This is a genomic window from Enterobacter sp. HSTU-ASh6 (genome assembly GCF_026319105.1).
Classification (GTDB): domain Bacteria; phylum Pseudomonadota; class Gammaproteobacteria; order Enterobacterales; family Enterobacteriaceae; genus Enterobacter; species Enterobacter sichuanensis.
This window is the reverse complement of the sequence record NZ_WSPD01000011.1, coordinates 103614-126476: the sequence shown is the minus strand read 5'-3', so window position 1 is coordinate 126476 and position 22863 is coordinate 103614. Positions and strand designations below refer to the sequence as shown.

Annotated in this window: 22 protein-coding genes; 18 read left to right on the top strand and 4 right to left on the bottom strand. The window is 55.9% G+C overall.

All coding sequences use genetic code 11. The annotated features are described in order from the left end of the window. Position 1 precedes the first annotated feature (1 nt). The gene (trmN, locus tag GM298_RS15135) at positions 2 to 739 is read left to right on the top strand and encodes a tRNA(1)(Val) (adenine(37)-N(6))-methyltransferase TrmN (RefSeq protein WP_059386023.1); all 738 of its coding nucleotides are present in this window, start codon (positions 2 to 4) and stop codon (positions 737 to 739) included. On the opposite strand, the gene nadB is transcribed toward trmN, so the two are convergent. Further along, the gene (gene nadB / locus GM298_RS15130; protein ID WP_025757635.1) at positions 724 to 2343 is read right to left on the bottom strand and encodes an L-aspartate oxidase; all 1620 of its coding nucleotides are present in this window, start codon (positions 2341 to 2343) and stop codon (positions 724 to 726) included. The two genes, trmN and nadB, sit on opposite strands and share 16 nt — an antisense overlap. A 343-nt stretch (positions 2344 to 2686) precedes the next feature. Here nadB and rseD point away from each other — a divergent pair, with 343 nt between their 5' ends. From rseD to acpS, 12 genes are all read left to right on the top strand, one after another. Continuing rightward, on the top strand, positions 2687 to 2770 hold the full coding sequence (gene rseD / locus GM298_RS23345; RefSeq protein ID WP_141237592.1) for a rpoE leader peptide RseD: 84 nt from the start codon (positions 2687 to 2689) through the stop codon (positions 2768 to 2770). Continuing rightward, positions 2767 to 3342 carry an RNA polymerase sigma factor RpoE gene (rpoE, locus tag GM298_RS15120; protein ID WP_006176728.1) on the top strand — a complete coding sequence of 192 codons (576 nt, stop codon included), beginning with the start codon at positions 2767 to 2769 and terminating at the stop codon, positions 3340 to 3342. The genes rseD and rpoE overlap by 4 nt, the downstream gene beginning before the upstream one ends. A gap of 31 nt (positions 3343 to 3373) precedes the next feature. Continuing rightward, positions 3374 to 4024, top strand: a complete 651-nt coding sequence (gene rseA / locus GM298_RS15115) for an anti-sigma-E factor RseA (protein WP_025757638.1) — start codon at positions 3374 to 3376, stop codon at positions 4022 to 4024. Beyond that, positions 4024 to 4977, top strand: coding sequence for a sigma-E factor regulatory protein RseB (gene rseB / locus GM298_RS15110; RefSeq protein ID WP_025757639.1), 954 nt, complete (start codon positions 4024 to 4026; stop codon positions 4975 to 4977). The genes rseA and rseB overlap by 1 nt, the downstream gene beginning before the upstream one ends. Further along, positions 4974 to 5450: a SoxR-reducing system protein RseC gene (gene rseC / locus GM298_RS15105; RefSeq protein WP_045284608.1), complete on the top strand. Its 477-nt coding sequence runs from the start codon at positions 4974 to 4976 to the stop codon at positions 5448 to 5450. The genes rseB and rseC overlap by 4 nt, the downstream gene beginning before the upstream one ends. Positions 5451 to 5635: 185 nt before the next feature. Beyond that, complete coding sequence (gene lepA, locus GM298_RS15100) at positions 5636 to 7435, top strand: translation elongation factor 4 (RefSeq protein ID WP_025757641.1); 1800 nt, start codon at positions 5636 to 5638, stop codon at positions 7433 to 7435. A gap of 15 nt (positions 7436 to 7450) precedes the next feature. Further along, the gene (gene lepB, locus GM298_RS15095) at positions 7451 to 8425 is read left to right on the top strand and encodes a signal peptidase I (protein ID WP_045284607.1); all 975 of its coding nucleotides are present in this window, start codon (positions 7451 to 7453) and stop codon (positions 8423 to 8425) included. Between the two features lie 222 nt (positions 8426 to 8647). Beyond that, positions 8648 to 9328 carry a ribonuclease III gene (rnc, locus tag GM298_RS15090; RefSeq protein ID WP_003860711.1) on the top strand — a complete coding sequence of 227 codons (681 nt, stop codon included), beginning with the start codon at positions 8648 to 8650 and terminating at the stop codon, positions 9326 to 9328. Then, positions 9325 to 10230 carry a GTPase Era gene (gene era / locus GM298_RS15085; protein WP_025757643.1) on the top strand — a complete coding sequence of 302 codons (906 nt, stop codon included), beginning with the start codon at positions 9325 to 9327 and terminating at the stop codon, positions 10228 to 10230. Before rnc ends, era begins: the two co-directional genes overlap by 4 nt. A gap of 17 nt (positions 10231 to 10247) precedes the next feature. Next, positions 10248 to 10955, top strand: a complete 708-nt coding sequence (gene recO / locus GM298_RS15080; protein ID WP_045284606.1) for a DNA repair protein RecO — start codon at positions 10248 to 10250, stop codon at positions 10953 to 10955. 33 nt (positions 10956 to 10988) lie between these two features. Further along, positions 10989 to 11720 carry a pyridoxine 5'-phosphate synthase gene (pdxJ, locus tag GM298_RS15075; protein ID WP_025757646.1) on the top strand — a complete coding sequence of 244 codons (732 nt, stop codon included), beginning with the start codon at positions 10989 to 10991 and terminating at the stop codon, positions 11718 to 11720. After that, on the top strand, positions 11720 to 12100 hold the full coding sequence (gene acpS, locus GM298_RS15070; protein ID WP_025757647.1) for a holo-ACP synthase: 381 nt from the start codon (positions 11720 to 11722) through the stop codon (positions 12098 to 12100). Before pdxJ ends, acpS begins: the two co-directional genes overlap by 1 nt. Here acpS and GM298_RS15065 read toward each other — a convergent pair. Beyond that, positions 12097 to 12357 carry a YfhL family 4Fe-4S dicluster ferredoxin gene (locus GM298_RS15065; protein ID WP_025757648.1) on the bottom strand — a complete coding sequence of 87 codons (261 nt, stop codon included), beginning with the start codon at positions 12355 to 12357 and terminating at the stop codon, positions 12097 to 12099. The two genes, acpS and GM298_RS15065, sit on opposite strands and share 4 nt — an antisense overlap. Before the next feature lie 46 nt (positions 12358 to 12403). Beyond that, positions 12404 to 13252 (bottom strand): MurR/RpiR family transcriptional regulator, encoded by an 849-nt coding sequence (locus tag GM298_RS15060; RefSeq protein ID WP_025757650.1) that lies wholly within the window; start codon positions 13250 to 13252, stop codon positions 12404 to 12406. Positions 13253 to 13370: 118 nt separating this feature from the next. On the opposite strand from GM298_RS15060, the gene murQ reads away from it, so the two are divergent. The 4 genes from murQ to tadA are packed head-to-tail and all read left to right on the top strand — an operon-like array spanning position 13371 to position 16840. Continuing rightward, entirely contained in the window at positions 13371 to 14264 is an 894-nt protein-coding gene (murQ, locus tag GM298_RS15055; RefSeq protein ID WP_025757651.1) for an N-acetylmuramic acid 6-phosphate etherase, read from the top strand. Positions 14265 to 14275: 11 nt separating this feature from the next. Then, on the top strand, positions 14276 to 15637 hold the full coding sequence (locus GM298_RS15050; RefSeq protein ID WP_126800293.1) for a PTS transporter subunit EIIC: 1362 nt from the start codon (positions 14276 to 14278) through the stop codon (positions 15635 to 15637). A 3-nt stretch (positions 15638 to 15640) separates the two neighbouring features. Then, positions 15641 to 16276, top strand: coding sequence for a phosphatidylglycerophosphatase C (gene yfhb / locus GM298_RS15045; protein ID WP_025757653.1), 636 nt, complete (start codon positions 15641 to 15643; stop codon positions 16274 to 16276). Between the two features lie 24 nt (positions 16277 to 16300). Further along, positions 16301 to 16840, top strand: a complete 540-nt coding sequence (gene tadA / locus GM298_RS15040; protein WP_032672482.1) for a tRNA adenosine(34) deaminase TadA — start codon at positions 16301 to 16303, stop codon at positions 16838 to 16840. Here tadA and mltF read toward each other — a convergent pair. Next, on the bottom strand, positions 16728 to 18278 hold the full coding sequence (gene mltF / locus GM298_RS15035) for a membrane-bound lytic murein transglycosylase MltF (protein ID WP_262784209.1): 1551 nt from the start codon (positions 18276 to 18278) through the stop codon (positions 16728 to 16730). The two genes, tadA and mltF, sit on opposite strands and share 113 nt — an antisense overlap. Positions 18279 to 18545: 267 nt before the next feature. Here mltF and purL point away from each other — a divergent pair, with 267 nt between their 5' ends. Further along, positions 18546 to 22433, top strand: coding sequence for a phosphoribosylformylglycinamidine synthase (gene purL, locus GM298_RS15030; RefSeq protein WP_266154380.1), 3888 nt, complete (start codon positions 18546 to 18548; stop codon positions 22431 to 22433). The last annotated feature ends 430 nt before the right edge of the window (positions 22434 to 22863 follow it).

Sequence of the window (22863 nt, the reverse complement as noted above, 5' to 3'; positions counted from 1 at the left end):
CATGTCTCAACTCAAAGCGCAGCTGCGCCGCGATGGTTTTACGTTTAAACAATTTTTTGTCGCTCACGATCGCTGTGCCATGAAGGTCGGTACAGACGGTATTTTACTGGGAGCGTGGGCGCCTGTCGCAGGCGTTAAGCGTATTCTTGATATCGGTACCGGCAGCGGGCTGGTGGCGTTGATGCTGGCGCAACGTACTGAAGAGCATGTCACCATTGACGCCGTCGAACTGGATGCGCAGGCAGCAGAGCAGGCGGGTGAAAATGTGGCTGAATCCCCTTGGGCGGCCCGAATGAGAGTGGAGTGCGCGGATGTGCTGGCCTGGGCGCCTGAACAGACCGCACGATATGATTTGATCGTCAGTAATCCTCCGTACTACGAGCCCGGCGTTGAGTGCGGTACGCCTGAGCGTGAGCAGGCGCGTTATACCCATTCCCTCGATCATAAAGCCCTGCTCATCAGTGCGGCAGAACTCATCTCTGAAGACGGTTTTTTCTGCGTGGTGCTGCCGGAAAGCACGGGCAACACATTTATTGGTATCGCCCAGGAGATCGGCTGGACGTTACGTCTGCGTACCGATATTTCGGACACGGAAGGTCGGCTGCCGCACCGCGTGCTGCTGGCGCTCTCGCCGAAAGAGGGGGAGTGCTTTAATGATCGAATGGTGATCCGTGGGCCAGACCAGCGTTATTCCGAAGATTACACTGCCCTGACCCAGGCGTTTTATCTGTTTATGTAAACCTGCGGGGCGAGTATTGACGGTCCGGACTCCGCAAGCTGATCCGGATAGTCCAGGGTATAGTGCAAGCCGCGGCTCTCTTTACGCATCATCGCGCAGCGAACGATCAGCTCGGCAACCTGCACCAGGTTACGCAGCTCCAGCAAATTGTTGGAGACACGGAAATTGGCATAGTATTCATCAATTTCCTGCTGCAGCATGGTGATGCGGCGCAACGCGCGTTCAAGACGTTTCGTGGTGCGCACAATTCCGACGTAATCCCACATAAACAGCCGTAGTTCATGCCAGTTATGCTGAATCACGACCAGCTCGTCCGGGTTTTCCACACGGCTTTCATCCCAGGCCGGTAAGTGCTCTGTCTCACGGGCATAAGGCATGCGTTTCGTGATGTCTTCTGCGGCAGACCAGCCGTACACCAGACACTCCAGCAGAGAGTTAGAGGCCATGCGGTTCGCGCCGTGAAGGCCGGTATAACTCACCTCACCGATAGCATACAGGCCATCCACATCGGTACGACCATGATCGTCAACCATTACGCCACCGCAGGTATAGTGAGCGGCTGGGACAATGGGGACCGGATCGCGGGTTAAATCAATGCCCAGACCGAGCAGTTTTTCGTAAATCATCGGGAAATGCTGACGAATAAATTCTGCAGGCTTGTGGCTGATATCGAGATACATGCAGTCCACGCCAAGACGTTTCATCTCATGGTCAATGGCGCGAGCGACGATATCGCGGGGGGCCAGTTCACCCCGGTCGTCAAAGTCCGGCATAAAGCGGGTGCCGTCAGGGCGTTTCAGGTAAGCCCCTTCTCCGCGTAGGGCTTCCGTCAGCAGGAAGTTGCGTGCCTGCGGGTGAAACAGGGCGGTCGGGTGAAACTGGTTAAATTCGAGGTTCGCTACGCGACAACCAGCACGCCAGGCCATAGCGATCCCATCTCCGGAGGCAATGTCCGGATTAGTGGTGTACTGATACACCTTTGAAGCCCCACCCGTCGCCAGCACGACGGCTTTCGCCTGACAGGTTTCCACCTTCTCTTTATTCCGGTTCCAGACCCAGGCACCCACCACGCGACGCGTGCCGGGCAGGCCAATTTTGTCGGAGATAATCAGGTCAACGGCATTACTTCGCTCAAGCACCCGAATATTAGGATGGTTCAGCGCTTTACTGACCAGCGTGGTCTCTACCTCTTTTCCGGTGGCATCCGCTGCGTGCAGGATGCGGCGGTGGCTATGGCCGCCTTCGCGGGTCAGGTGGTAGCTCTCTTCACCGTTGGGTTGGACCTGCGTATCGAATAACACGCCCTGGTCGATGAGCCACTGAACGCAATGACGGGCATTGCTGGCGACAAACTCTGCGGCGTGCGCATCCACGATCCCGGCCCCGGCGATCAGCGTATCGTCGACGTGGGATGCAATGCTGTCTGTTTCATCAAACACGGCGGCAATGCCACCCTGGGCGTAAAACGTGGAACCTTCACTGATCGGCCCTTTACTGAGAACGATTACGTTCTGGTGCTCGGCCAGGCGCAGCGCCAGAGAGAGCCCGGCAGCGCCGCTGCCGATGATCAATACATCACAATGGAGTTCGGGTGTTGTGTTCATGATTGTTGTTTAATTTACTAAACAGTGTTGAGTCAGAATAGCACCCGTATGCGATATATCGCACGTTTTTTTTAAAGGTTGTTGCAATGGCTAAACGAGTAAGCCGAGGTAAACGGAGGGTAAATGAGTGAAATTATTTTGCGAAGCAGATCGTTAGCGTCAGATTTTGTGGTGAAATAAAGACTGTGTTGCGTTACTCTTCTGGCGGGAAAAAGATGTTTCTTGTCAGAAAGTGGTGCGTATCGTGAACAGACTTATAATGAGAGAAAATGACCAGTCTGCGGCGCGATGAACAAAAACAAAGGCGTTACGGAACTTATTGAAGAACAGACACTCTAATTCGGTGCTTGCTCAAAGTGCAGTGTTTTTAGAGTGGCGTTTCGCTAACGCGTGGAATTTAGGTTTGGGGAGACATTACCTCGGATGAGCGAGCAGTTAACGGACCAGGTCCTGGTTGAACGGGTCCAGAAGGGAGATCAGAAAGCCTTTAACTTACTGGTGGTGCGCTACCAGCATAAGGTGGCGAGCCTGGTTTCCCGCTATGTACCGTCAGGCGACGTGCCTGATGTGGTGCAAGAGTCTTTTATTAAGGCCTATCGCGCGCTGGATTCTTTCCGGGGAGATAGTGCTTTTTACACCTGGCTGTACCGTATTGCGGTCAATACGGCAAAGAACTATCTGGTCGCTCAGGGCCGTCGTCCGCCATCAAGTGATGTGGACGCTATCGACGCCGAAAACTTCGAAAGTGGCGGCGCACTGAAAGAAATTTCGAACCCTGAGAACTTAATGTTGTCAGAAGAACTGAGACAAATCGTTTTTCGCACGATCGAGTCGCTCCCGGAAGATTTACGCATGGCAATTACGTTACGGGAGCTGGATGGTCTGAGCTATGAAGAGATAGCCGCTATCATGGATTGTCCGGTCGGCACGGTACGTTCACGAATTTTCCGTGCGCGAGAAGCCATTGATAATAAAGTTCAACCGCTTATCAGGCGTTGACGATAGCGGGATACTGGAAAAGGTATTAGGCATGCAGAAAGAAAAACTTTCCGCTTTAATGGATGGTGAAACGGTCGATAATGAGCTGCTCAACGAGCTGTCTCATTCTCCCGAAATGCAAGAGACCTGGGAGAGTTATCATCTCATCCGTGACACCCTTCGCGGTGATACCGGCGAGGTTCTCCATTTCGATATCTCAGCACGCGTCATGGCGGCAATTGAGAATGAGCCTGTTCATCAGACCACTCCGCTGATTCCTGAAGCTCAACCCGCGCCCCACCAGTGGCAGAAAATGCCATTCTGGCAAAAGGTGCGTCCGTGGGCCAGCCAGCTTACCCAAATGGGTGTGGCTGCATGCGTATCGCTTGCAGTTATCGTTGGCGTCCAGCACTATAATGCTCAGTCTGAAACTAATCAGCAGCCAGAAGCGCCAGTGTTTAATACACTGCCGATGATGGGCAAAGCCAGCCCGGTTAGTCTGGGCGTACCGGCTGATGCTTCCGCCAGCGGCGGCCAGCAACAGCAGGTCCAGGAGCAGCGCCGTCGCATTAATGCGATGTTGCAGGATTACGAGTTGCAGCGTCGTCTGCACTCTGAACAGCTTCAGTTTGAGCAGGCGCAAACACAGCAAGCCGCTGTGCAGGTGCCCGGAAACCAAACTTTAGGAACGCAATCGCAGTAATGAAGCAACTTTGGTTCGCCATGTCTCTGATGGCGGGTAGCCTGTTCTTCTCTGCCAACGCCTCGGCTGATGTTTCATCCGGGGCGTTGTTGCAGCAAATGAATCTGGCCAGCCAGTCACTCAATTACGAGTTGGCATTTATCAGCATCAACAAGCAGGGCGTCGAATCGTTACGCTATCGCCATGCCCGTCTTGATAACCAGCCACTCGCCCAGCTTTTACAGATGGATGGTCCGCGTCGTGAAGTGGTCCAGCGTGGTAACGAAATCAGTTATTTCGAGCCAGGCCTGGAGCCTTTTACGCTGAATGGCGACTACATCGTTGATTCTCTGCCGTCACTGATTTACACCGACTTTAAACGGCTTGCTCCTTACTACGATTTTATTTCGGTAGGGCGTACACGCATCGCGGACCGGTTGTGCGAGGTGATCCGCGTGGTTGCCCGGGACGGAACGCGCTACAGCTATATTGTCTGGATTGACGCGGAAACCAAACTCCCCATGCGTGTAGATCTGCTCGACCGTGACGGTGAAACGCTGGAACAGTTCCGCGTGATCTCCTTCAGCGTGAACAACCAGGTTGGTAACAGCATGCAGAATCTGGCGAAAGCCAGCCTGCCGCCGCTGCTTTCTGTTCCGGCCGGGGATTCCGTGAATTTCAACTGGGTACCGTCCTGGATCCCACAAGGGTTTAGCGAGGTTTCCAGCAGCCGTCGGCAGTTGCCAACAATTGAAACGCCGGTGGAATCGCGTCTCTATTCCGACGGGTTGTTCAGCTTCTCGGTGAATATTAATCGCGCAACGGCAAACAGCGCCGAACAGATGCTGCGCACCGGGCGTCGTACGGTCAGTACCACGGTACGCGATAACGCTGAGATCACCATTGTGGGCGAGCTTCCCCCGCAAACGGCGAAGCGCATTTCCGACAGCATTAAATTCAGGACCGCACAATGATTAAAGAGTGGGCTACGGTTGTCTCGTGGCAGGATGGCATTGCGCTGGTGAGCTGTGATGTAAAAGCCTCATGTAACAGTTGTGCCTCCAGAGCCGGTTGCGGTAGCCGCGTGCTGAATAAGCTCGGGCCGCAAACTACGCACACGATTTCTGTGCCAAGTGAGCAACCGCTGATGGCAGGGCAGAAGGTAGAGCTGGGTATTGCCGAAGGGAGCTTGCTCAGTTCCGCGATGCTGGTTTATCTCTCTCCGCTGGTCGGGCTGTTTATTATGGGCGGCCTGTTCCAGATGCTGTTCGCTACCGATGTGGCCGCCATGTGCGGTGCTGCACTGGGTGGCGTGGGTGGATTCTGGCTTGCCAAAGGTCTCTCTCCGAAGCTCGCGACGCGTGAGGAGTGGCAGCCTGTCATTCTTAGCGTTGGCCTTGCGCCAGACCAGCTTCGCGTTGAAACGCTCTCTTCTGAGGCCCGGTGATCCATCGGGCTTTATCATTTTTTACGTCCTTAAACAGAAAACGTCCTTTCTTCACGCTATACCTGTCTCTAAGTGCATTTCCAGGTAGCGAGGATGTAGTGTAGAATGCTGCGTTTTCGCACTGAAAAACGTCAGGCTAAGAACAGCGGCCTCCAGGAATTCGTAAGGCATAATTATTTAACTATATGAAGAACATACGTAACTTTTCGATCATTGCTCACATTGACCACGGTAAGTCGACGCTGTCTGACCGTATTATCCAGATTTGCGGTGGCCTGTCTGATCGTGAAATGGAAGCCCAGGTTCTGGACTCCATGGACCTGGAACGCGAACGCGGTATTACCATTAAAGCGCAGAGCGTCACGCTGGATTACAAAGCGGCTGATGGCGAAACCTATCAGCTGAACTTTATCGACACCCCAGGCCACGTTGACTTCTCCTATGAGGTTTCACGCTCGCTGGCGGCCTGTGAAGGCGCGCTGCTGGTGGTCGACGCCGGGCAGGGCGTAGAAGCCCAGACCCTGGCAAACTGCTACACCGCGATGGAAATGGATCTCGAAGTTGTGCCGGTTCTGAACAAGATCGACCTGCCAGCCGCCGATCCTGAGCGCGTAGCGGAAGAGATTGAAGATATTGTCGGCATTGACGCGACCGACGCTGTGCGCTGCTCGGCGAAAACCGGTGTCGGCGTGACCGATGTGCTGGAACGCCTGGTGCGTGATATTCCGGCCCCGGAAGGCGATCCGGATGCTCCATTGCAGGCGCTGATTATCGACTCCTGGTTTGATAACTATCTGGGCGTTGTCTCCCTGGTGCGTATTAAAAACGGCACCCTGCGTAAAGGCGACAAAATCAAGGTAATGAGTACCGGACAGGTCTACAACGCCGACCGTCTGGGTATTTTCACGCCAAAACAGGTCGACCGTACCGAGCTGACATGCGGCGAAGTAGGCTGGCTGGTCTGCGCCATCAAAGACATCCTCGGCGCGCCAGTGGGCGATACCCTGACCGGTGCACGTAACCCGGCAGAAAAAGCGCTGCCAGGCTTTAAAAAGGTCAAACCGCAGGTTTACGCGGGCTTGTTCCCGGTCAGCTCTGACGACTACGAAAACTTCCGTGATGCGCTCGGCAAACTGAGCCTGAACGATGCCTCCCTGTTCTACGAGCCAGAAAGCTCAACGGCGCTGGGCTTCGGTTTCCGCTGCGGCTTCCTCGGTCTGCTGCACATGGAGATCATTCAGGAGCGTCTGGAGCGTGAATACGATCTGGATCTGATCACCACCGCACCGACGGTAGTGTATGAAGTTGAAACCACGTCGAAAGAGGTGATCTACGTCGACAGCCCGTCCAAGCTTCCGCCGCTGAACAACATTCATGAGCTGCGTGAGCCAATTGCAGAGTGTCATATGCTGTTGCCGCAGGAGTACCTGGGTAACGTCATTACGCTGTGCGTTGAGAAGCGTGGCGTGCAGACCAACATGGTTTACCACGGTAACCAGGTGGCGCTGACCTATGAAATCCCGATGGCGGAAGTGGTTCTCGACTTCTTCGACCGTCTGAAGTCGACCTCGCGTGGCTATGCGTCGCTGGATTACAACTTCAAGCGTTTCCAGGCCTCCAACATGGTACGTGTGGACGTGCTGATCAACGGTGAGCGTGTGGATGCGCTGGCGCTGATCACTCACAACGACAATGCGCCATACCGTGGTCGCGAACTGGTTGAGAAGATGAAAGATCTGATCCCACGCCAGCAGTTTGATATCGCGATCCAGGCGGCCATCGGCAACCACATCATCGCGCGTTCTACCGTGAAGCAGCTGCGTAAAAACGTTCTGGCGAAATGTTATGGCGGTGACGTCAGCCGTAAGAAAAAGCTGCTCCAGAAGCAGAAAGAAGGTAAGAAGCGTATGAAGCAGGTCGGTAACGTCGAGCTGCCGCAGGAAGCATTCCTTGCCATCCTTCATGTTGGTAAAGACGGCAAATAACCCTAAGGAGTTGGCATGGCGAACATGTTTGCCCTGATCCTGGTCATTGCTACCCTGGTGACAGGTCTGTTGTGGTGTCTGGATAAGTTTATCTTCGCCCCAAAACGTCGCGAACGTCAGGCTGCCGCGCAGGCAGCCACTGGCGACGGGATTGACGCGAAAACCCTGAAAAAAGTAGGCCCGAAACCGGGCTGGCTGGAAACAGGCGCCTCGGTCTTTCCGGTGCTGGCGATTGTGCTGGTGGTACGTTCGTTTATTTACGAGCCGTTCCAGATCCCATCCGGTTCCATGATGCCAACGCTGCTGATTGGTGATTTTATTCTGGTAGAGAAGTTTGCCTACGGCATTAAAGATCCTATCTACCAGAAAACGCTGATCGAAACCGGTCATCCGAAACGCGGCGACATCGTGGTGTTCAAATATCCGGAAGATCCGCGCCTGGACTACATCAAGCGCGCGGTAGGTCTGCCGGGTGATAAAGTGACCTACGATCCGGTTGCGAAGGAAGTCACCGTTCAGCCAGGCTGCAGCTCCGGTACCGCCTGTGAAAATGCGCTGCCAATCACCTACTCCAACGTTGAGCCAAGCGATTTTGTGCAGACCTTTGCCCGTCGTAACGGCGGTGAAGCGACCAGCGGGTTCTTCCAGGTCCCGAAAGGCGAAACCAAAGAGGACGGTATCCGTCTGGTTGAACGCAAAGAGACGCTGGGGGATGTGACTCATCGCATCCTCACTGTGCCGATCGCGCAGGATCAGCTGGGTATGTATTACAAACAGCCGGGCCAGCAGCTGGCGAGCTGGATCGTACCGCCTGGACATTACTTCATGATGGGTGATAACCGCGATAACTCTGCGGACAGCCGTTACTGGGGCTTTGTGCCGGAAGCGAATCTGGTTGGTAAAGCAACCGCGATCTGGATGAGTTTTGAGAAGCAGGAAGGCGAATGGCCGACGGGCGTACGCCTGAATCGTATTGGCGGAATCCATTAATTCGCATTAAAAGAACACGTAGCCGCGTTATTTCGCGGCTACGTGAATTATTTCCACGATAAATCTCTTCGAACTAACGACATCCCCTGTCGTTGTGTATAGAATATTCCCCCGAAGTTTAAGGTTGGCCCTGCAAGGGTGCCACGGCACACGAAACCGCGTTGGTTTTCTCAGGTCGGTTTCGTGTGCTGCATTTTTGACGCATTCATTTATTGGTATCGCATGAACCCCATCGTAATTAATCGGCTTCAACGGAAGCTGGGCTACACTTTTCATCATCAGGAGTTGTTGCAACAGGCATTAACCCACCGCAGTGCCAGCAGCAAACATAATGAGCGTCTCGAGTTTTTAGGCGACTCTATTTTAAGTTTCGTGATTGCGAATGCGCTTTATCATCGTTTCCCGCGCGTGGATGAAGGTGATATGAGCCGCATGCGTGCCACGCTGGTTCGGGGTAATACCCTTGCGGAAATCGCGCGTGAATTTGAACTGGGCGAATGTCTGCGTCTTGGGCCGGGTGAACTGAAAAGCGGCGGCTTCCGTCGTGAATCTATTCTTGCCGATACGGTCGAAGCATTAATTGGTGGTGTGTTCCTGGACAGCGATATCCAGACCGTAGAAAAGCTGATCCTCAACTGGTATCAGACCCGCCTGGACGAAATCAGCCCGGGCGATAAACAAAAAGATCCGAAAACGCGTCTGCAGGAATATTTGCAGGGTCGTCATCTGCCGCTGCCATCGTATCTGGTGGTGCAGGTTCGTGGCGAAGCGCACGATCAGGAATTTACCATCCATTGCCAGGTCAGTGGCCTGAGTGAACCGGTGGTGGGCACAGGTTCAAGCCGCCGTAAGGCTGAACAGGCTGCCGCCGAACAGGCGTTAAAAATGCTGGAGCTGGAATGAGCATCGATAAAACCTATTGCGGATTTATTGCCATCGTCGGACGTCCGAACGTTGGCAAATCCACCCTGTTAAATAATCTGCTCGGGCAGAAGATTTCCATTACCTCGCGTAAGGCGCAGACCACGCGTCACCGTATCGTGGGCATCCATACGGAAGGCGCGTATCAGGCGATCTACGTCGATACCCCTGGCCTGCATATGGAAGAGAAGCGTGCCATCAACCGTCTGATGAACAAGGCGGCGAGCAGCTCCATTGGCGACGTAGAGCTGGTGATTTTCGTTGTTGAAGGCACCCGCTGGACGCCGGACGACGAGATGGTGCTGAACAAGCTGCGTGACGGCAAAACGCCGGTCATCCTCGCGGTTAACAAAGTTGACAACGTGCAGGAAAAGGCCGACCTGCTGCCGCATCTGCAGTGGCTGGGCAGCCAGATGAACTTCCTCGACATCGTTCCGCTGTCCGCTGAGACCGGCCTGAACGTGGATACCATCGCGGGTATCGTGCGTAAGCACCTGCCGGAAGCGATTCACCACTTCCCGGAAGACTACATCACCGATCGTTCTCAACGCTTTATGGCGTCTGAAATCATCCGTGAAAAGCTGATGCGTTTCCTGGGCGCTGAACTGCCGTACTCAGTGACGGTGGAGATCGAGCGTTTCCAGAGCAACGAGCGTGGCGGCTACGACATCAATGGCCTGATCCTCGTTGAACGTGAAGGGCAGAAGAAGATGGTGATCGGCAATAAAGGTGCCAAGATCAAAACCATCGGTATTGAAGCCCGTAAAGACATGCAGGAGATGTTCGAAGCGCCGGTTCACCTCGAACTGTGGGTGAAAGTAAAATCTGGCTGGGCCGATGATGAGCGTGCTCTGCGCAGCCTCGGTTACGGCGAAGACCAGTAACCTAAGACGACGAGCATATGGATGGATGGCAGCGTGCCTTTGTCCTTCATAGTCGTCCCTGGAGCGAAACCAGCCTTATGCTGGACGTCTTCACGGAAGAGTCGGGTCGTGTGCGCCTTGTTGCCAAAGGCGCACGTTCGAAACGTTCTAATCTGAAAGGCGCCTTACAGCCTTTCACGCCGCTGCTGGTTCGCTTTGGCGGGCGTGGGGAAGTGAAAACCCTGCGCAGTGCCGAAGCCGTCTCCCTGGCGCTCCCCCTTTCCGGCATCACACTCTATAGCGGTCTGTACGTCAATGAACTCATCTCTCGGGTTCTGGAACATGAGACGCGCTTCTCTGAACTGTTTTTCGATTATCTGCACTGTATCCAGGCCCTGGCTGGCGCAACCGGCTCGCCTGAACCCGCCCTGCGTCGTTTTGAGCTGGCCCTGCTGGGCCACCTGGGCTACGGTGTTGATTTTCTTCATTGCGCGGGCAGTGGGGAAGAGGTTGATGAGACGATGACCTATCGCTATCGCGAAGAAAAAGGGTTTATCGCCAGCGTCGTGATTGATAACAATACCTTTACCGGACGCCAGCTCCGGGCACTGTATGAGCGTGAGTTTCCCGACCAGGACACCCTGCGCGCAGCAAAACGCTTTACCCGGATTGCGCTCAAGCCGTATCTTGGCGGCAAGCCCTTAAAGAGCCGCGAATTATTCAGGCAGTTTATGCCGAAACGTTAGACCACAGAATCGAAAAGAAAACCGAGGATTGTCATGGCTGAATTACTGTTAGGCGTCAACATTGATCACATCGCCACACTGCGTAATGCGCGCGGCACGGCGTATCCCGATCCGGTTCAGGCGGCGTTTATCGCTGAACAGGCTGGCGCCGACGGCATTACCGTTCACCTGCGTGAAGATCGCCGCCATATTACTGACCGCGACGTGCGCATTCTGCGTCAGACGCTGGATACCCGTATGAATCTGGAGATGGCGGTCACCGAAGAGATGCTGACCATTGCCTGTGAAACCCAGCCGCATTTCTGCTGCCTGGTACCTGAAAAGCGTCAGGAAGTGACGACCGAAGGCGGTCTGGATGTTGCCGGCCAGCTCGATAAAATGCGCGATGCCTGCAAACGCCTGGCGGATGCCGGTATCCTGGTATCTCTCTTTATTGACGCCGATTTCACCCAGATTAAAGCGGCGGCCGACGTGGGTGCGCCGTATATCGAAATTCACACTGGCTGCTACGCTGATGCCAAAAACGATGAAGAGCAGGCCAAAGAACTGGAGCGTATCGCAAAAGCCGCGACTTACGCCGCGAGCCTGGGGCTGAAGGTTAACGCCGGACACGGTCTGACCTACCACAACGTGAAAGCCATTGCCGCCCTGCCTGAAATGCATGAGCTGAATATTGGGCATGCGATCATTGGCCGTGCGGTGATGAGCGGCCTGAAAGAGGCGGTCTCAGAAATGAAACGCCTGATGCTGGAAGCGCGTCAGTAATGGCCATTCTGGGCTTAGGCACCGATATCGTTGAAATAGCCCGCATTGAAGCGGTGATCGCCCGTAGTGGCGATCGCCTCGCAAGACGCGTGCTGAGCGATAACGAATGGGCTATCTGGGAAGCGCATCAGCAGCCGGTGCGTTTTCTGGCGAAGCGCTTTGCGGTCAAAGAGGCCGCCGCTAAAGCCTTCGGAACCGGCATTCGTAATGGCCTGGCGTTTAACCAGTTTGAAGTGTTTAACGATGAGCTGGGTAAGCCACGCCTGCGTTTATGGGGGGAGGCGCAAAAGCTGGCAGAAAGGCTGGGCGTGAATCACATGCACGTGACGCTTGCCGATGAACGGCACTATGCCTGCGCGACGGTGATTATTGAAAGCTAGAGTTTGTCCGCATGGTGCATCAGAACAAATTTATCCCATAACTGCTCTTCGCTCTCAACGTGTGCCGGATCCTTCAGGATGGTATTCGGGATCGGGCACACTTTCTGACAGGTCGGCGTTTCATAGTGGCCGACGCACTCCGTGCAGCGGTCGCTGTTAATCTCATAAATGCTGTCGCCCATCGAAATGGCCTGGTTCGGACACTCCGGTTCGCACATATCGCAATTGATGCATTTTTTGGTAATTAACAGCGCCATCAGGAAATTCTCAGAAACAACACAAACTGGGCGGGCATTATACGCGTCAAACCAGTTTCTTTACCAGTTCTTCACTGTGACGAATACGATCTGGCGCATGCTCCAGATCCTGTTGCACCAGCGCCATAAACAGCAGGTCGGTCAACATCATTTGCGCACTCGTCGAGGAGATCGCGGCGCTGCGCGTGGCCTGCTCCTCTGCAATAGTATATAAACAGCGCGTAGCCCGTTGCTGCAGGGCATTTGGCGTAAAACCGGTAATCGCCAGAATTTTACCGCCGACGCGCAGGGCTTCATCGGTGGCCATATTGATTTCACGGCGCTCGCCGGAATAGGAGATCGCCAGCAGCAGATCGTCAGGATCCATCGCCTGTACGGTCGCCAGCAGGGCGTGCATATCCTGCTCGACGATGGCGTTAAGCCCAATTTTTGTCAGCTTCCAGCCAAAGTTACGCGCCACCAGTCCGGACGCGCCGATGCCGGTCAGTATGATACGCCGTGCGCCGCGCAGCATCGCCACGCTCTCCAGCAACTTCTCTTCGGTATTCACGTCAAGCGTCGCATGCATCGCTGCGACGTTCTCCTTGATCAGCTTTTCGCCCACCAGCCGCATCGGGTCATCACCGCGGATCTGATTATGCACCGGCATAGACTGCGGGTTGGGGTTGCTTGCCAGCGCTTCACTGATCGCCAGTTTGAGCGCAGGGAATCCCTTAAAACCAATCTTCTGGGCAAATTTCACCACGCTTGACTGGCTCACCCCGGCTTCGCTCGCCAGCTGCTGCGAGCTGAGATGGCGCGCGCGATCGGGTTGAGAAAGCAGAAAATCCGCCAGCTTTTTGTCGCTTTGAGCAAAGCCTGCATAACGCTGGCGAATGCGAATTAAACAGTTCATAGGTTCTCCTGGCGGAAATGTGATGGTCTGCGCAAATACGAATAGTGCTCGCCTGAATGAATTTTATATTCCATTATAGTGAGATTATTATGAATTAAAAATTCTTGAGGTACAAAAGATGAATCTAGGCTCACTTGTTTCAGAAACCCGTAACCCGCAAACCATGGATCTGGATGCTCTTTCCACGCTGGAGCTGGTTAACCGCTTTAATCAACAGGATACGCTGGTCGCGCAGGCAGTGAAAGAGACATTGCCTGAGGTGGCGAAAGCGGTCGATGCGGCGGCGGAAGCCCTCAAGGCCGGTGGACGCATTATTTACATGGGCGCGGGTACCAGCGGACGTCTTGGGGTGCTGGATGCCTCTGAGTGTCCACCGACCTTTGGGGTGCCGCACGGCCTGGTGGTCGGGTTGATCGCAGGGGGACCTGGTGCGCTGCTGAAAGCCGTTGAAGGGGCGGAAGATAATAAACAGTTGGGGGAGGATGATCTGAAGGCGCTGAACCTGACAGCGCAGGATCTGGTGGTCGGGCTGGCGGCCTCCGGGCGCACGCCATACGTCATTGGCGGTCTGGAGTACGCTAACCAGACTGGCTGCACGACGGTGGCCATCTCCTGTAATCCGGGCTCACCGATTGCCCAGGTGGCGGCTATCGCCATCTCGCCGGTGGTTGGGCCGGAAGCGCTCACCGGATCCACACGCCTGAAATCCGGGACCGCGCAAAAGCTGGTGCTCAATATGATCTCCACCGGCGCGATGGTGAAATTTGGCAAGGTGTATCAGAACCTGATGGTGGATATGCAGGCCACCAACGTCAAGCTGGTGGACAGAGCCTGTCGCATGGTGATGGAAGCGACGGGCGCCAGCCGTGAAGAAGCTGAAGCGGTCCTCAAACAGACCGATCATGACGTTAAACCGGCGATTCTGATGATCTTAAGCGGGCTGGATGCGGCGGCGGCGAGAGCCCGACTCGACGCGCATCATGGCTTCTTACGGGCGGCATTAGAAAACTAACAGAGGCGTGTATGGACAAAACAGCAGCGCTCGCCAGCGATATCCTGCAGGGGATTGGTGGGGAACAAAATATTCAGCGTCTCGAAAACTGCATGACGCGCGTGCGCGTCGAGGTGCATAACGACGACCAGCTTGATGTGCCGCGTCTGAAGCAACTCTCCGGCGTCAGCGGCTACGTAAAACAGGGCCAGCAACATCAGCTTATCGTCGGGCCGGGAAAAGCGGCGCAGGTTGTTGATGCCATGCGTGCGCTGATGGGCGGTGGGGCGAGCGTGTCGATGGACGATGCTGAACGCACCAGAGCGCAGGCAAAGGCCAAATACAAAGCCCCCATGAGCGATGCACTGCGACAGCTGGCAAACGTCTTTATTCCGCTGATCCCGGCGTTTATTGCCTCGGGCCTGATCACCGGGATCATCAATATCCTCAAGCGACCGGATATTGTGGGGGATTTCGCCACGCAGTATCCAAACCTGTTGGGTATCCTTGGGATCTTCGGCAGCGCGGTGTTTGCCATCATGAACATTCTGGTCGGGGTCAATACCGCGAAGGTGTTTGGCGGCTCGCTGGCCATGGGTGGGGTGATGGCGGGGATCTTGTCCAGCCCACAGCTGGCGCAGATAACCCTGTTCGGTGAGGCGCTGCAGCCGGGGCGCGGCGGGGTGATTGCGGTGCTGCTGGTGGTCATCCTGATGTGCTGGATCGAGAAAAGGCTGCGCGCGATTTTGCCCGGCTCGATTGAGCTTATCCTCAACCCACTGCTGACCACGCTCATTACCGGTAGCGTCGCGGTAGTGGCTCTCCAGCCGTTAGGTGGGTGGATCTCTGAAGCTATTGCCCACGGTGCGTCGCTGGCGATTGACCGTGGCGGCCTGTTAGTGGGGGCGGTGCTGTCAGGTACCTTCCTGCCGCTGGTACTGACCGGCCTGCATCAGGGGCTGGTACCGATCCACGTCGAGCTGGTGCAGGCGCACGGCTATAACCCGCTGCTGCCTATTCTGTCGATGGCGGGGGTAGGGCAGGTCGGCGCGGCGATTGCCGTACTGATGAAAACCCGCAATGCACGTCTGAAAAAAGTGATTAAAGGCGCTCTTCCGGTCGGACTGCTCGGTATTGGCGAACCGCTGATTTTTGGCGTCACGCTGCCGCTGGGTAAACCGTTCCTTGCTGCATGTCTGGGCGGTGCGGTAGGCGGGGCGCTGATCAGCTACTGGAAAGTCGCCACCGTGATCACCTTTGGTCTTTCCGGTTTACCGCTGGCGTTAACCATCGTCACCGGAAAAGTCATGCTCTATCTGTTAGGCTATTTAGTAGCAGTGATCGCCGGGTTCCTGTTTACCTGGCTGTTAGGCTTCAACGACCCAGAGGAGTAAGGTTTGGCAAAGCACGCGCGTCGCATTGTCTTTTTTGACCTGGATGGAACGCTGCATCAGCAGGATATGTTTGGCACGTTTATGCGTTACCTGCTGCGGCGTCAGCCTTTGAATGCGCTGCTCGTATTACCGCTCTTACCGGTGATCGGTATCGCGCTGCTGGTGAAAGGTCGTGCAGCGCGATGGCCGATGAGCCTGCTGCTCTGGGGATGCACGTTTGGCCACAGCGAAGCGCGGCTCAAACAGCTTGAGCAGGATTTTGCCCACTGGTTTCGCGGTCATGTCGCCGCGTTTCCTGTCGTACAGGCGCGCCTCACCGGTTACCTCGATGCCAACGATGCCGACATCTGGCTGATTACCGGCTCGCCGCAGACGCTGGTGGAGCAGGTCTACTTTGATACCCCCTGGCTTCCCCGCGTCAACCTTATCGCCACGCAAATAGCGCGGGGTTACGGCGGCTGGGTGCTGACCATGCGCTGTCTGGGACATGAAAAAGTGGTCCAGCTGGAGAAACGCATCGGTACGCCGCTGCGCCTGTACAGCGGCTACAGCGACAGCAAACAGGACAACCCGCTGCTCTATTTCTGCCAGCATCGCTGGCGCGTCACTCCTGCGGGAGAACTTCAGCAACTCGAATAGTCTTATCCATAAGGGGTGTGTATAATGCCGCCCGCTTTTCGAGTGGAGTATCAACCGTTGCCAAACCCTGAATACAGTCATGAATACTGGATGCGCCACGCGCTTACGCTCGCGCAGCGTGCCTGGGACGAAGGCGAAGTCCCCGTGGGCGCCGTGCTGGTTCACAACAATCAGGTGATTGGCGAAGGCTGGAACCGCCCGATTGGACGCCACGATCCGACCGCCCATGCCGAAATCATGGCGCTTCGCCAGGGTGGTCTGGTGCTGCAAAACTATCGTCTGCTTGATACCACGCTGTATGTCACGCTTGAGCCGTGCGTAATGTGTTCCGGTGCGATGGTGCACAGCCGGATCGGTACCCTGGTCTTTGGCGCGCGGGATGAAAAAACCGGTGCGGCCGGTTCACTGATGGACGTGCTGGGTCATCCTGGAATGAACCACCAGGTGAAGACTATCGGTGGGGTACTTGCACCAGCGTGTTCGGCGCTATTAAGCGATTTCTTTCGAATGCGCCGTCAGCAGAAAAAGCAACAAAAGGCAGAATTGAAGCGCTCGGACGATTAAGCTCGTCCGGTGCCACGACCGGGTAACTTTCTGCCAGCTGTTTTGCCTCTGTTGCCTCTTTCTCTTTCTCCAGCAGATATCCGACCAGGCTAATCTGATATTTACGGATATTTTCCACGTAGGCGTACGCTTCATGGCCGCGCGCGTAGCCGTATGTCAGCTTGTTATACCAGGGCTTCTGGCTCAGCAGCGGCAGGCGCTGTTTTACGTCTGACCAGCTGTCGGGGTTACCTTTGGTTTTCGCCGTCAACGTGCGTGCATCCAGCATATGCGCGTAACCCATATTGTAAGCCGCCAGCGCAAACCAGATTCGCTCTTCTTCCGGCACCGTTTCCGGTACTTTAGCCATCATATCCTGCAGGTAGCGCGCGCCGCCGCTGATGCTCTGCTCGGCATCGGTACGGTCATTCACGCCCAGGCTCAGCGCGGTATTTTTGGTTAACATCATCAAACCACGTACGCCAGTCGGAGACGTGGCCTGGGTATCCCAGTGGGATTCCTGATACGAAATAGCCGCCAGCAGTTTCCAGTCAATTTCCTGGGCGTATTTTTCGAACAGCGGCTGCAGGTCCGGCAGGACGCTGTCTACCGCGCGCAGGAAACTGCGGGTGTCAACGTAGTCAAAGTCTTCACCATGGCCGAGGTACTTCTCTTCGAGACGCGCCAGGGTACCGTCTTCATTGATGGTATTGAAGAAATCGAGCATCGCGGCAGAGAGGGTCTGGTCGTTGTCGAGCTGGGTAAACCAGGTGACCGGCTGTTCGTCGGTGACGTCCAGCGCCACGGCGATTTCAGGATGCACGCGCTGGAAAAGGCTGATCGCGACCGAATCGGCGATGGTGTAAGGCACTTTCTGATCTTTAACCTGCTCCAGCAGCTCCGTCGTGCCGAGTTTCGCCTCCACCGTCCAGCTCAGGTCCGGGTATTTCTTCTCCTTGAGTTCGCGCAGATCGTCAATCACCACATGGCCTGGGGCAATCGTCAGCTGTCGATCGTTAATCGACGCCAGCGAGCGCGGACGCTGGCTCCCGACACGATAGACAAGCTGTTGCGAAACGGAGTAGTAGGTCGGGCCCGGCTGATAGTTCTTGCTGCGCTCGCTGTTATACACCAGCCCGGCGGCGAGGATGTCGGCATCGTCGTTGTCGAGGTCATCAAACAGCTGGTTGATATTCTGACGGACGGTGATTTTAAGCTTCACGCCAAGATAATCGGCGAACTGTTGCGCCAGTTCATAATCCAGACCAATGATTTTGCCGTTGATGTCGCTGTAAATCAGCGGAGAGTTGAGGGTACTGACGCGGAGTTCCCCCCGCTCCTGAATGGCGGCGATACGGTTTTCGGCTTTACCGAACCAGGGGATGGAAGGCCAGAGGGCCACTGCCAGCAGCAACGTCACAATGCCGATGAGCAGATAATTAATCTTTAATTTTTTCAATTAGTTAATTCTCTGCGACGCCGGTTGCCTCAGTCTGCTGTAGCCATGTTAACAATAAGGTTTGCCATTGAATGAGCGGCATTTTGCGTAAACTTGCGCCACTTGGCAACCAATTAGAGAGACAGGTCACAACTATTGTTAAAAGGCGACGTCGATTTTATTTCGACGCAAACGGTTTCGTCGGCGCTCAGGATTCTCTATAATGACGCCCGTTTTCCCCCCTTGCGCACACTGTAAGCGCCCCGGCGCTTCGAAGACGAGAGACTTATGATGGAAATTCTGCGTGGTTCGCCTGCACTGTCTGCCTTCCGTATTAACAAACTGCTGGCACGTTTTCAGGCGGCCGACCTTCCGGTAAGCAATATTTACGCTGAGTATGTCCATTTTGCTGACCTGAATGCCCCCCTGAATGCAGAGGAGCGCGTACAGCTGGAACGCCTGCTCAAGTATGGCCCAAGCCTGAGCAGCCATACGCCAACCGGCAAACTGATCCTTGCGACGCCTCGTCCGGGCACCATCTCCCCCTGGTCCTCCAAAGCCACCGATATCGCCCACAACTGTGGTCTCAGCCAGATTAACCGTCTGGAACGCGGCGTGGCGTACTATGTGGAAGCGTCAACCCTGAGCGACGCACAGTGGCAGGCGGTTGCGGCTGAACTGCACGATCGCATGATGGAGAGCGTGTTTGCCTCTCTCGATGACGCGCAGAAGCTCTTCTCCCACCATCAGCCTGCGCCGGTACAGAGCGTTGACCTGCTGGGGCAGGGCCGTCAGGCGCTGATTGACGCCAACCTGCGTCTCGGCCTGGCACTGGCAGAAGATGAAATCGACTACCTGCAGGATGCGTTTGTTAAGCTCAACCGCAACCCGAATGACATCGAACTCTACATGTTCGCGCAGGCGAACTCTGAGCACTGTCGCCATAAGATTTTCAATGCCGACTGGATTATCGACGGCGAACAGCAGCCGAAGTCGCTGTTCAAAATGATTAAAAACACCATGGAGAAAACCCCTGACCATGTGCTGTCTGCCTACAAAGACAACGCCGCGGTAATGGAAGGTTCCGAGGTGGGCCGCTTCTTCGCCGATCGCGAAGCAGGGCGCTATGACTTCCATCAGGAGCCTGCGCATATCCTGATGAAAGTGGAAACCCATAACCACCCGACGGCGATCTCCCCGTGGCCGGGTGCGGCGACCGGTTCCGGCGGTGAAATTCGTGATGAAGGGGCGACCGGTCGCGGTGCTAAACCAAAAGCGGGCCTGGTCGGTTTCTCCGTTTCCAACCTCCGTATTCCGGGCTTCGAGCAGCCGTGGGAAGAAGATTTCGGCAAGCCGGAGCGCATTGTTACCGCGCTGGATATCATGACCGACGGCCCTCTGGGCGGTGCGGCGTTTAACAACGAATTTGGTCGTCCGGCCCTGAACGGTTACTTCCGTACCTATGAAGAGAAAGTGGAGAGCCACAACGGCGAAGAGCTGCGTGGCTACCATAAACCGATCATGCTGGCGGGCGGGATCGGCAACATTCGTGCCGATCACGTGCAGAAAGGCGAGATCGTCGTTGGCGCGAAGCTGATCGTACTCGGTGGCCCGGCGATGAACATCGGCCTGGGCGGCGGTGCGGCGTCTTCGATGACCTCCGGTCAGTCTGACGCGGATCTCGACTTTGCGTCCGTTCAGCGCGACAACCCGGAAATGGAGCGCCGCTGTCAGGAAGTGATCGACCGCTGCTGGCAGCTGGGCGACGCGAACCCGATCCTCTTTATTCATGACGTTGGCGCGGGCGGTCTCTCTAACGCCATGCCGGAGCTGGTCAGCGACGGCGGTCGCGGCGGTCGTTTCAACCTGCGCGATATCCTGAGCGACGAGCCGGGGATGAGCCCGCTGGAAATCTGGTGTAACGAATCTCAGGAACGTTATGTTCTGGCAGTTGCTGCGGATCAGTTGCCACTGTTTGACGAGCTGTGCCGCCGCGAGCGTGCGCCGTATGCCGTCATCGGTGAAGCAACCGAAGAGAAGCACCTGACACTGAGCGACACCCATTTCGACAACCAGCCAATCGATCTGCCGCTGGATGTGTTGCTCGGTAAAACACCGAAGATGACCCGCGACGTGCAGACGCGTAAAGCGGCGGGCAAAGCGCTGGATCGTCAGGGCATCACCGTGGCGGAAGCGGTTAATCGCGTCCTGCACCTGCCGGCTGTCGCTGAGAAAACCTTCCTGGTGACCATCGGTGACCGTACCGTGACCGGTATGGTCTCACGCGATCAGATGGTGGGGCCGTGGCAGATCCCGGTGGCGAACTGCGCCGTGACCACCGCGAGCCTCGACAGCTACTACGGTGAAGCGATGGCGCTGGGCGAACGCACGCCGGTAGCGCTGCTGGACTTCGCCGCCTCTGCCCGTCTGGCCGTTGGTGAAGCCCTTACTAACATTGCCGCGACCCAGATTGGCGATATCAAACGCATTAAACTGTCCGCAAACTGGATGGCCGCAGCCGGTCACCCGGGTGAAGATGCGGGCCTGTATGAAGCCGTAAAAGCGGTGGGTGAAGAGCTCTGTCCTGCGCTGGGGCTGACCATTCCGGTGGGTAAAGACTCCATGTCGATGAAGACCCGCTGGCAGGAAGGCAACGAGCAGCGCGAGATCACCTCTCCGCTGTCGCTCATCATCTCTGCATTTGCGCGCGTGGAAGACGTGCGTCATACCGTGACGCCACAGCTCCTGACCGAAGACAATGCCCTGCTGCTGATTGACCTGGGTAAAGGGCATAACGCGCTGGGTGCCACCGCGCTGGCGCAGGTTTACCGTCAGCTGGGCGATAAACCTGCCGACGTGCGCGACGTGGCGCAGTTGAAAGGTTTCTATGATGCCATCCAGGCGCTGGTGGCACAGCGCAAGCTGCTGGCCTACCACGACCGTTCCGACGGCGGCCTGCTGGTCACCCTGGCCGAAATGGCCTTCACCGGTCACTGTGGCGTTGAAGCGAACATCGCAACGCTGGGCGAAGATCATCTGGCGGCGCTGTTCAACGAAGAGCTGGGTGCTGTGATTCAGGTGCGTGCGGCAGATCGCGACGCCGTCGAAGCCCTCCTTGCGCAGCACGGCCTGGCAGACTGCGTGCACTATCTCGGTAAAGCCGTTCAGGGCGACCGCTTCATCATTGAAGCAGACGGTCACGCCGTGTTCAGCGAGAGCCGCACCACGCTGCGTATGTGGTGGGCGGAAACCACCTGGCAGATGCAGCGCCTGCGTGATAACCCGGAATGCGCCGATCAGGAGCATAACGCGAAGGCCAACGATCAGGATCCAGGCCTGAACGTGAAGCTCTCCTTCGACATCAATGAAGACATCGCTGCGCCGTACATTGCGACGGGGACGCGTCCAAAAGTGGCCGTGCTGCGCGAGCAGGGCGTTAACTCCCACGTTGAGATGGCCGCTGCCTTCCACCGTGCGGGCTTTGATGCTATCGACGTTCATATGAGCGACCTGCTGGCGGGCCGCACCGGCCTGGCAGATTTCCAGGCGCTGGTGGCGTGTGGCGGCTTCTCTTACGGCGACGTGCTGGGCGCGGGTGAGGGCTGGGCGAAGTCTATTCTCTTCAACAGCCGCGTGCGTGACGAGTTCGAAACCTTCTTCCACCGTCCGCAAACCCTGGCGCTGGGCGTATGTAACGGCTGCCAGATGATGTCTAACCTGCGTGAGCTGATCCCGGGAAGTGAAGCCTGGCCGCGCTTTGTGCGTAACCAGTCTGACCGCTTCGAAGCGCGCTTCAGCCTGGTTGAAGTGACCCAGAGCCCGTCTCTGCTGCTGCAGGGGATGGTCGGTTCGCAGATGCCAATCGCCGTTTCCCACGGTGAGGGCCAGGTCGAAGTGCGTGATGCCGCGCATCTGGCCCAGCTTGAAAGCAAAGGCCTGGTGGCGCTGCGCTTTGTCGATAACTTCGGCAAGGTCACGGAAACCTACCCGGCTAACCCGAACGGTTCCGTCAACGGCATTACGGCGGTGACCAGCGAGAGCGGCCGTGCAACCATCATGATGCCGCACCCGGAGCGCGTGTTCCGTACCGTGAGCAACTCCTGGCACCCGGAAAACTGGGGCGAGGACAGCCCGTGGATGCGTATCTTCCGCAATGCGCGTAAACAGCTGGGTTAAGTTTTAGCGCACTCCCTGCAGGCCCGGTAAGCGTGAGCGCTACCGGGCTTTTTTATGCGTGTCGCAAAATTGCGACAAAGAAGGTTTTCGACTGTCTCTAAATGGAGACATTTAACTTATTGATTTATATATAACAAGAAAGGTTCCTGTTAGGGTGTTGCTTAATGGCGACACTTAGTCTGGAAATTATTCAACCGATAACGAACGGGCTAATTGCATAAAATGTATATATTTCAAGGTGTTAATTTTTGTTTTGCATTCTGGCACGGGTGTTGCATAATATTAACCAGTGGCTCATTCACCTTCTTATGTCAGCCCCTTCGGGACGTGCTACATAAACTTCGAATGACGCACAAAAAGGTGCCTGCCGTCCAACTACTGATCATAGCGATGCTTTATCAGGCCAGGGCGAAACGTCGAGTTAGGCACC

Bases quoted from the DNA above. Each gene is read 5' to 3' on its own strand.
- rseC (WP_045284608.1), top strand. From the start codon at position 4,974: ATGATTAAAGAGTGGGCTACGGTTGTCTCGTGGCAGGATGGCATTGCG.
- GM298_RS15050 (WP_126800293.1), top strand. From the start codon at position 14,276: ATGGACAAAACAGCAGCGCTCGCCAGCGATATCCTGCAGGGGATTGGT.
- lepB (WP_045284607.1), top strand. From the start codon at position 7,451: ATGGCGAACATGTTTGCCCTGATCCTGGTCATTGCTACCCTGGTGACA.
- tadA (WP_032672482.1), top strand. From the start codon at position 16,301: ATGCCGCCCGCTTTTCGAGTGGAGTATCAACCGTTGCCAAACCCTGAA.
- recO (WP_045284606.1), top strand. From the start codon at position 10,248: ATGGATGGATGGCAGCGTGCCTTTGTCCTTCATAGTCGTCCCTGGAGC.
- purL (WP_266154380.1), top strand. From the start codon at position 18,546: ATGATGGAAATTCTGCGTGGTTCGCCTGCACTGTCTGCCTTCCGTATT.
- pdxJ (WP_025757646.1), top strand. From the start codon at position 10,989: ATGGCTGAATTACTGTTAGGCGTCAACATTGATCACATCGCCACACTG.
- murQ (WP_025757651.1), top strand. From the start codon at position 13,371: ATGAATCTAGGCTCACTTGTTTCAGAAACCCGTAACCCGCAAACCATG.
- nadB (WP_025757635.1), bottom strand. From the start codon at position 2,343: ATGAACACAACACCCGAACTCCATTGTGATGTATTGATCATCGGCAGC.
- rnc (WP_003860711.1), top strand. From the start codon at position 8,648: ATGAACCCCATCGTAATTAATCGGCTTCAACGGAAGCTGGGCTACACT.
- acpS (WP_025757647.1), top strand. From the start codon at position 11,720: ATGGCCATTCTGGGCTTAGGCACCGATATCGTTGAAATAGCCCGCATT.
- lepA (WP_025757641.1), top strand. From the start codon at position 5,636: ATGAAGAACATACGTAACTTTTCGATCATTGCTCACATTGACCACGGT.
- rseB (WP_025757639.1), top strand. From the start codon at position 4,024: ATGAAGCAACTTTGGTTCGCCATGTCTCTGATGGCGGGTAGCCTGTTC.
- rseA (WP_025757638.1), top strand. From the start codon at position 3,374: ATGCAGAAAGAAAAACTTTCCGCTTTAATGGATGGTGAAACGGTCGAT.
- rpoE (WP_006176728.1), top strand. From the start codon at position 2,767: ATGAGCGAGCAGTTAACGGACCAGGTCCTGGTTGAACGGGTCCAGAAG.
- GM298_RS15060 (WP_025757650.1), bottom strand. From the start codon at position 13,252: ATGAACTGTTTAATTCGCATTCGCCAGCGTTATGCAGGCTTTGCTCAA.
- GM298_RS15065 (WP_025757648.1), bottom strand. From the start codon at position 12,357: ATGGCGCTGTTAATTACCAAAAAATGCATCAATTGCGATATGTGCGAA.
- era (WP_025757643.1), top strand. From the start codon at position 9,325: ATGAGCATCGATAAAACCTATTGCGGATTTATTGCCATCGTCGGACGT.
- trmN (WP_059386023.1), top strand. From the start codon at position 2: ATGTCTCAACTCAAAGCGCAGCTGCGCCGCGATGGTTTTACGTTTAAA.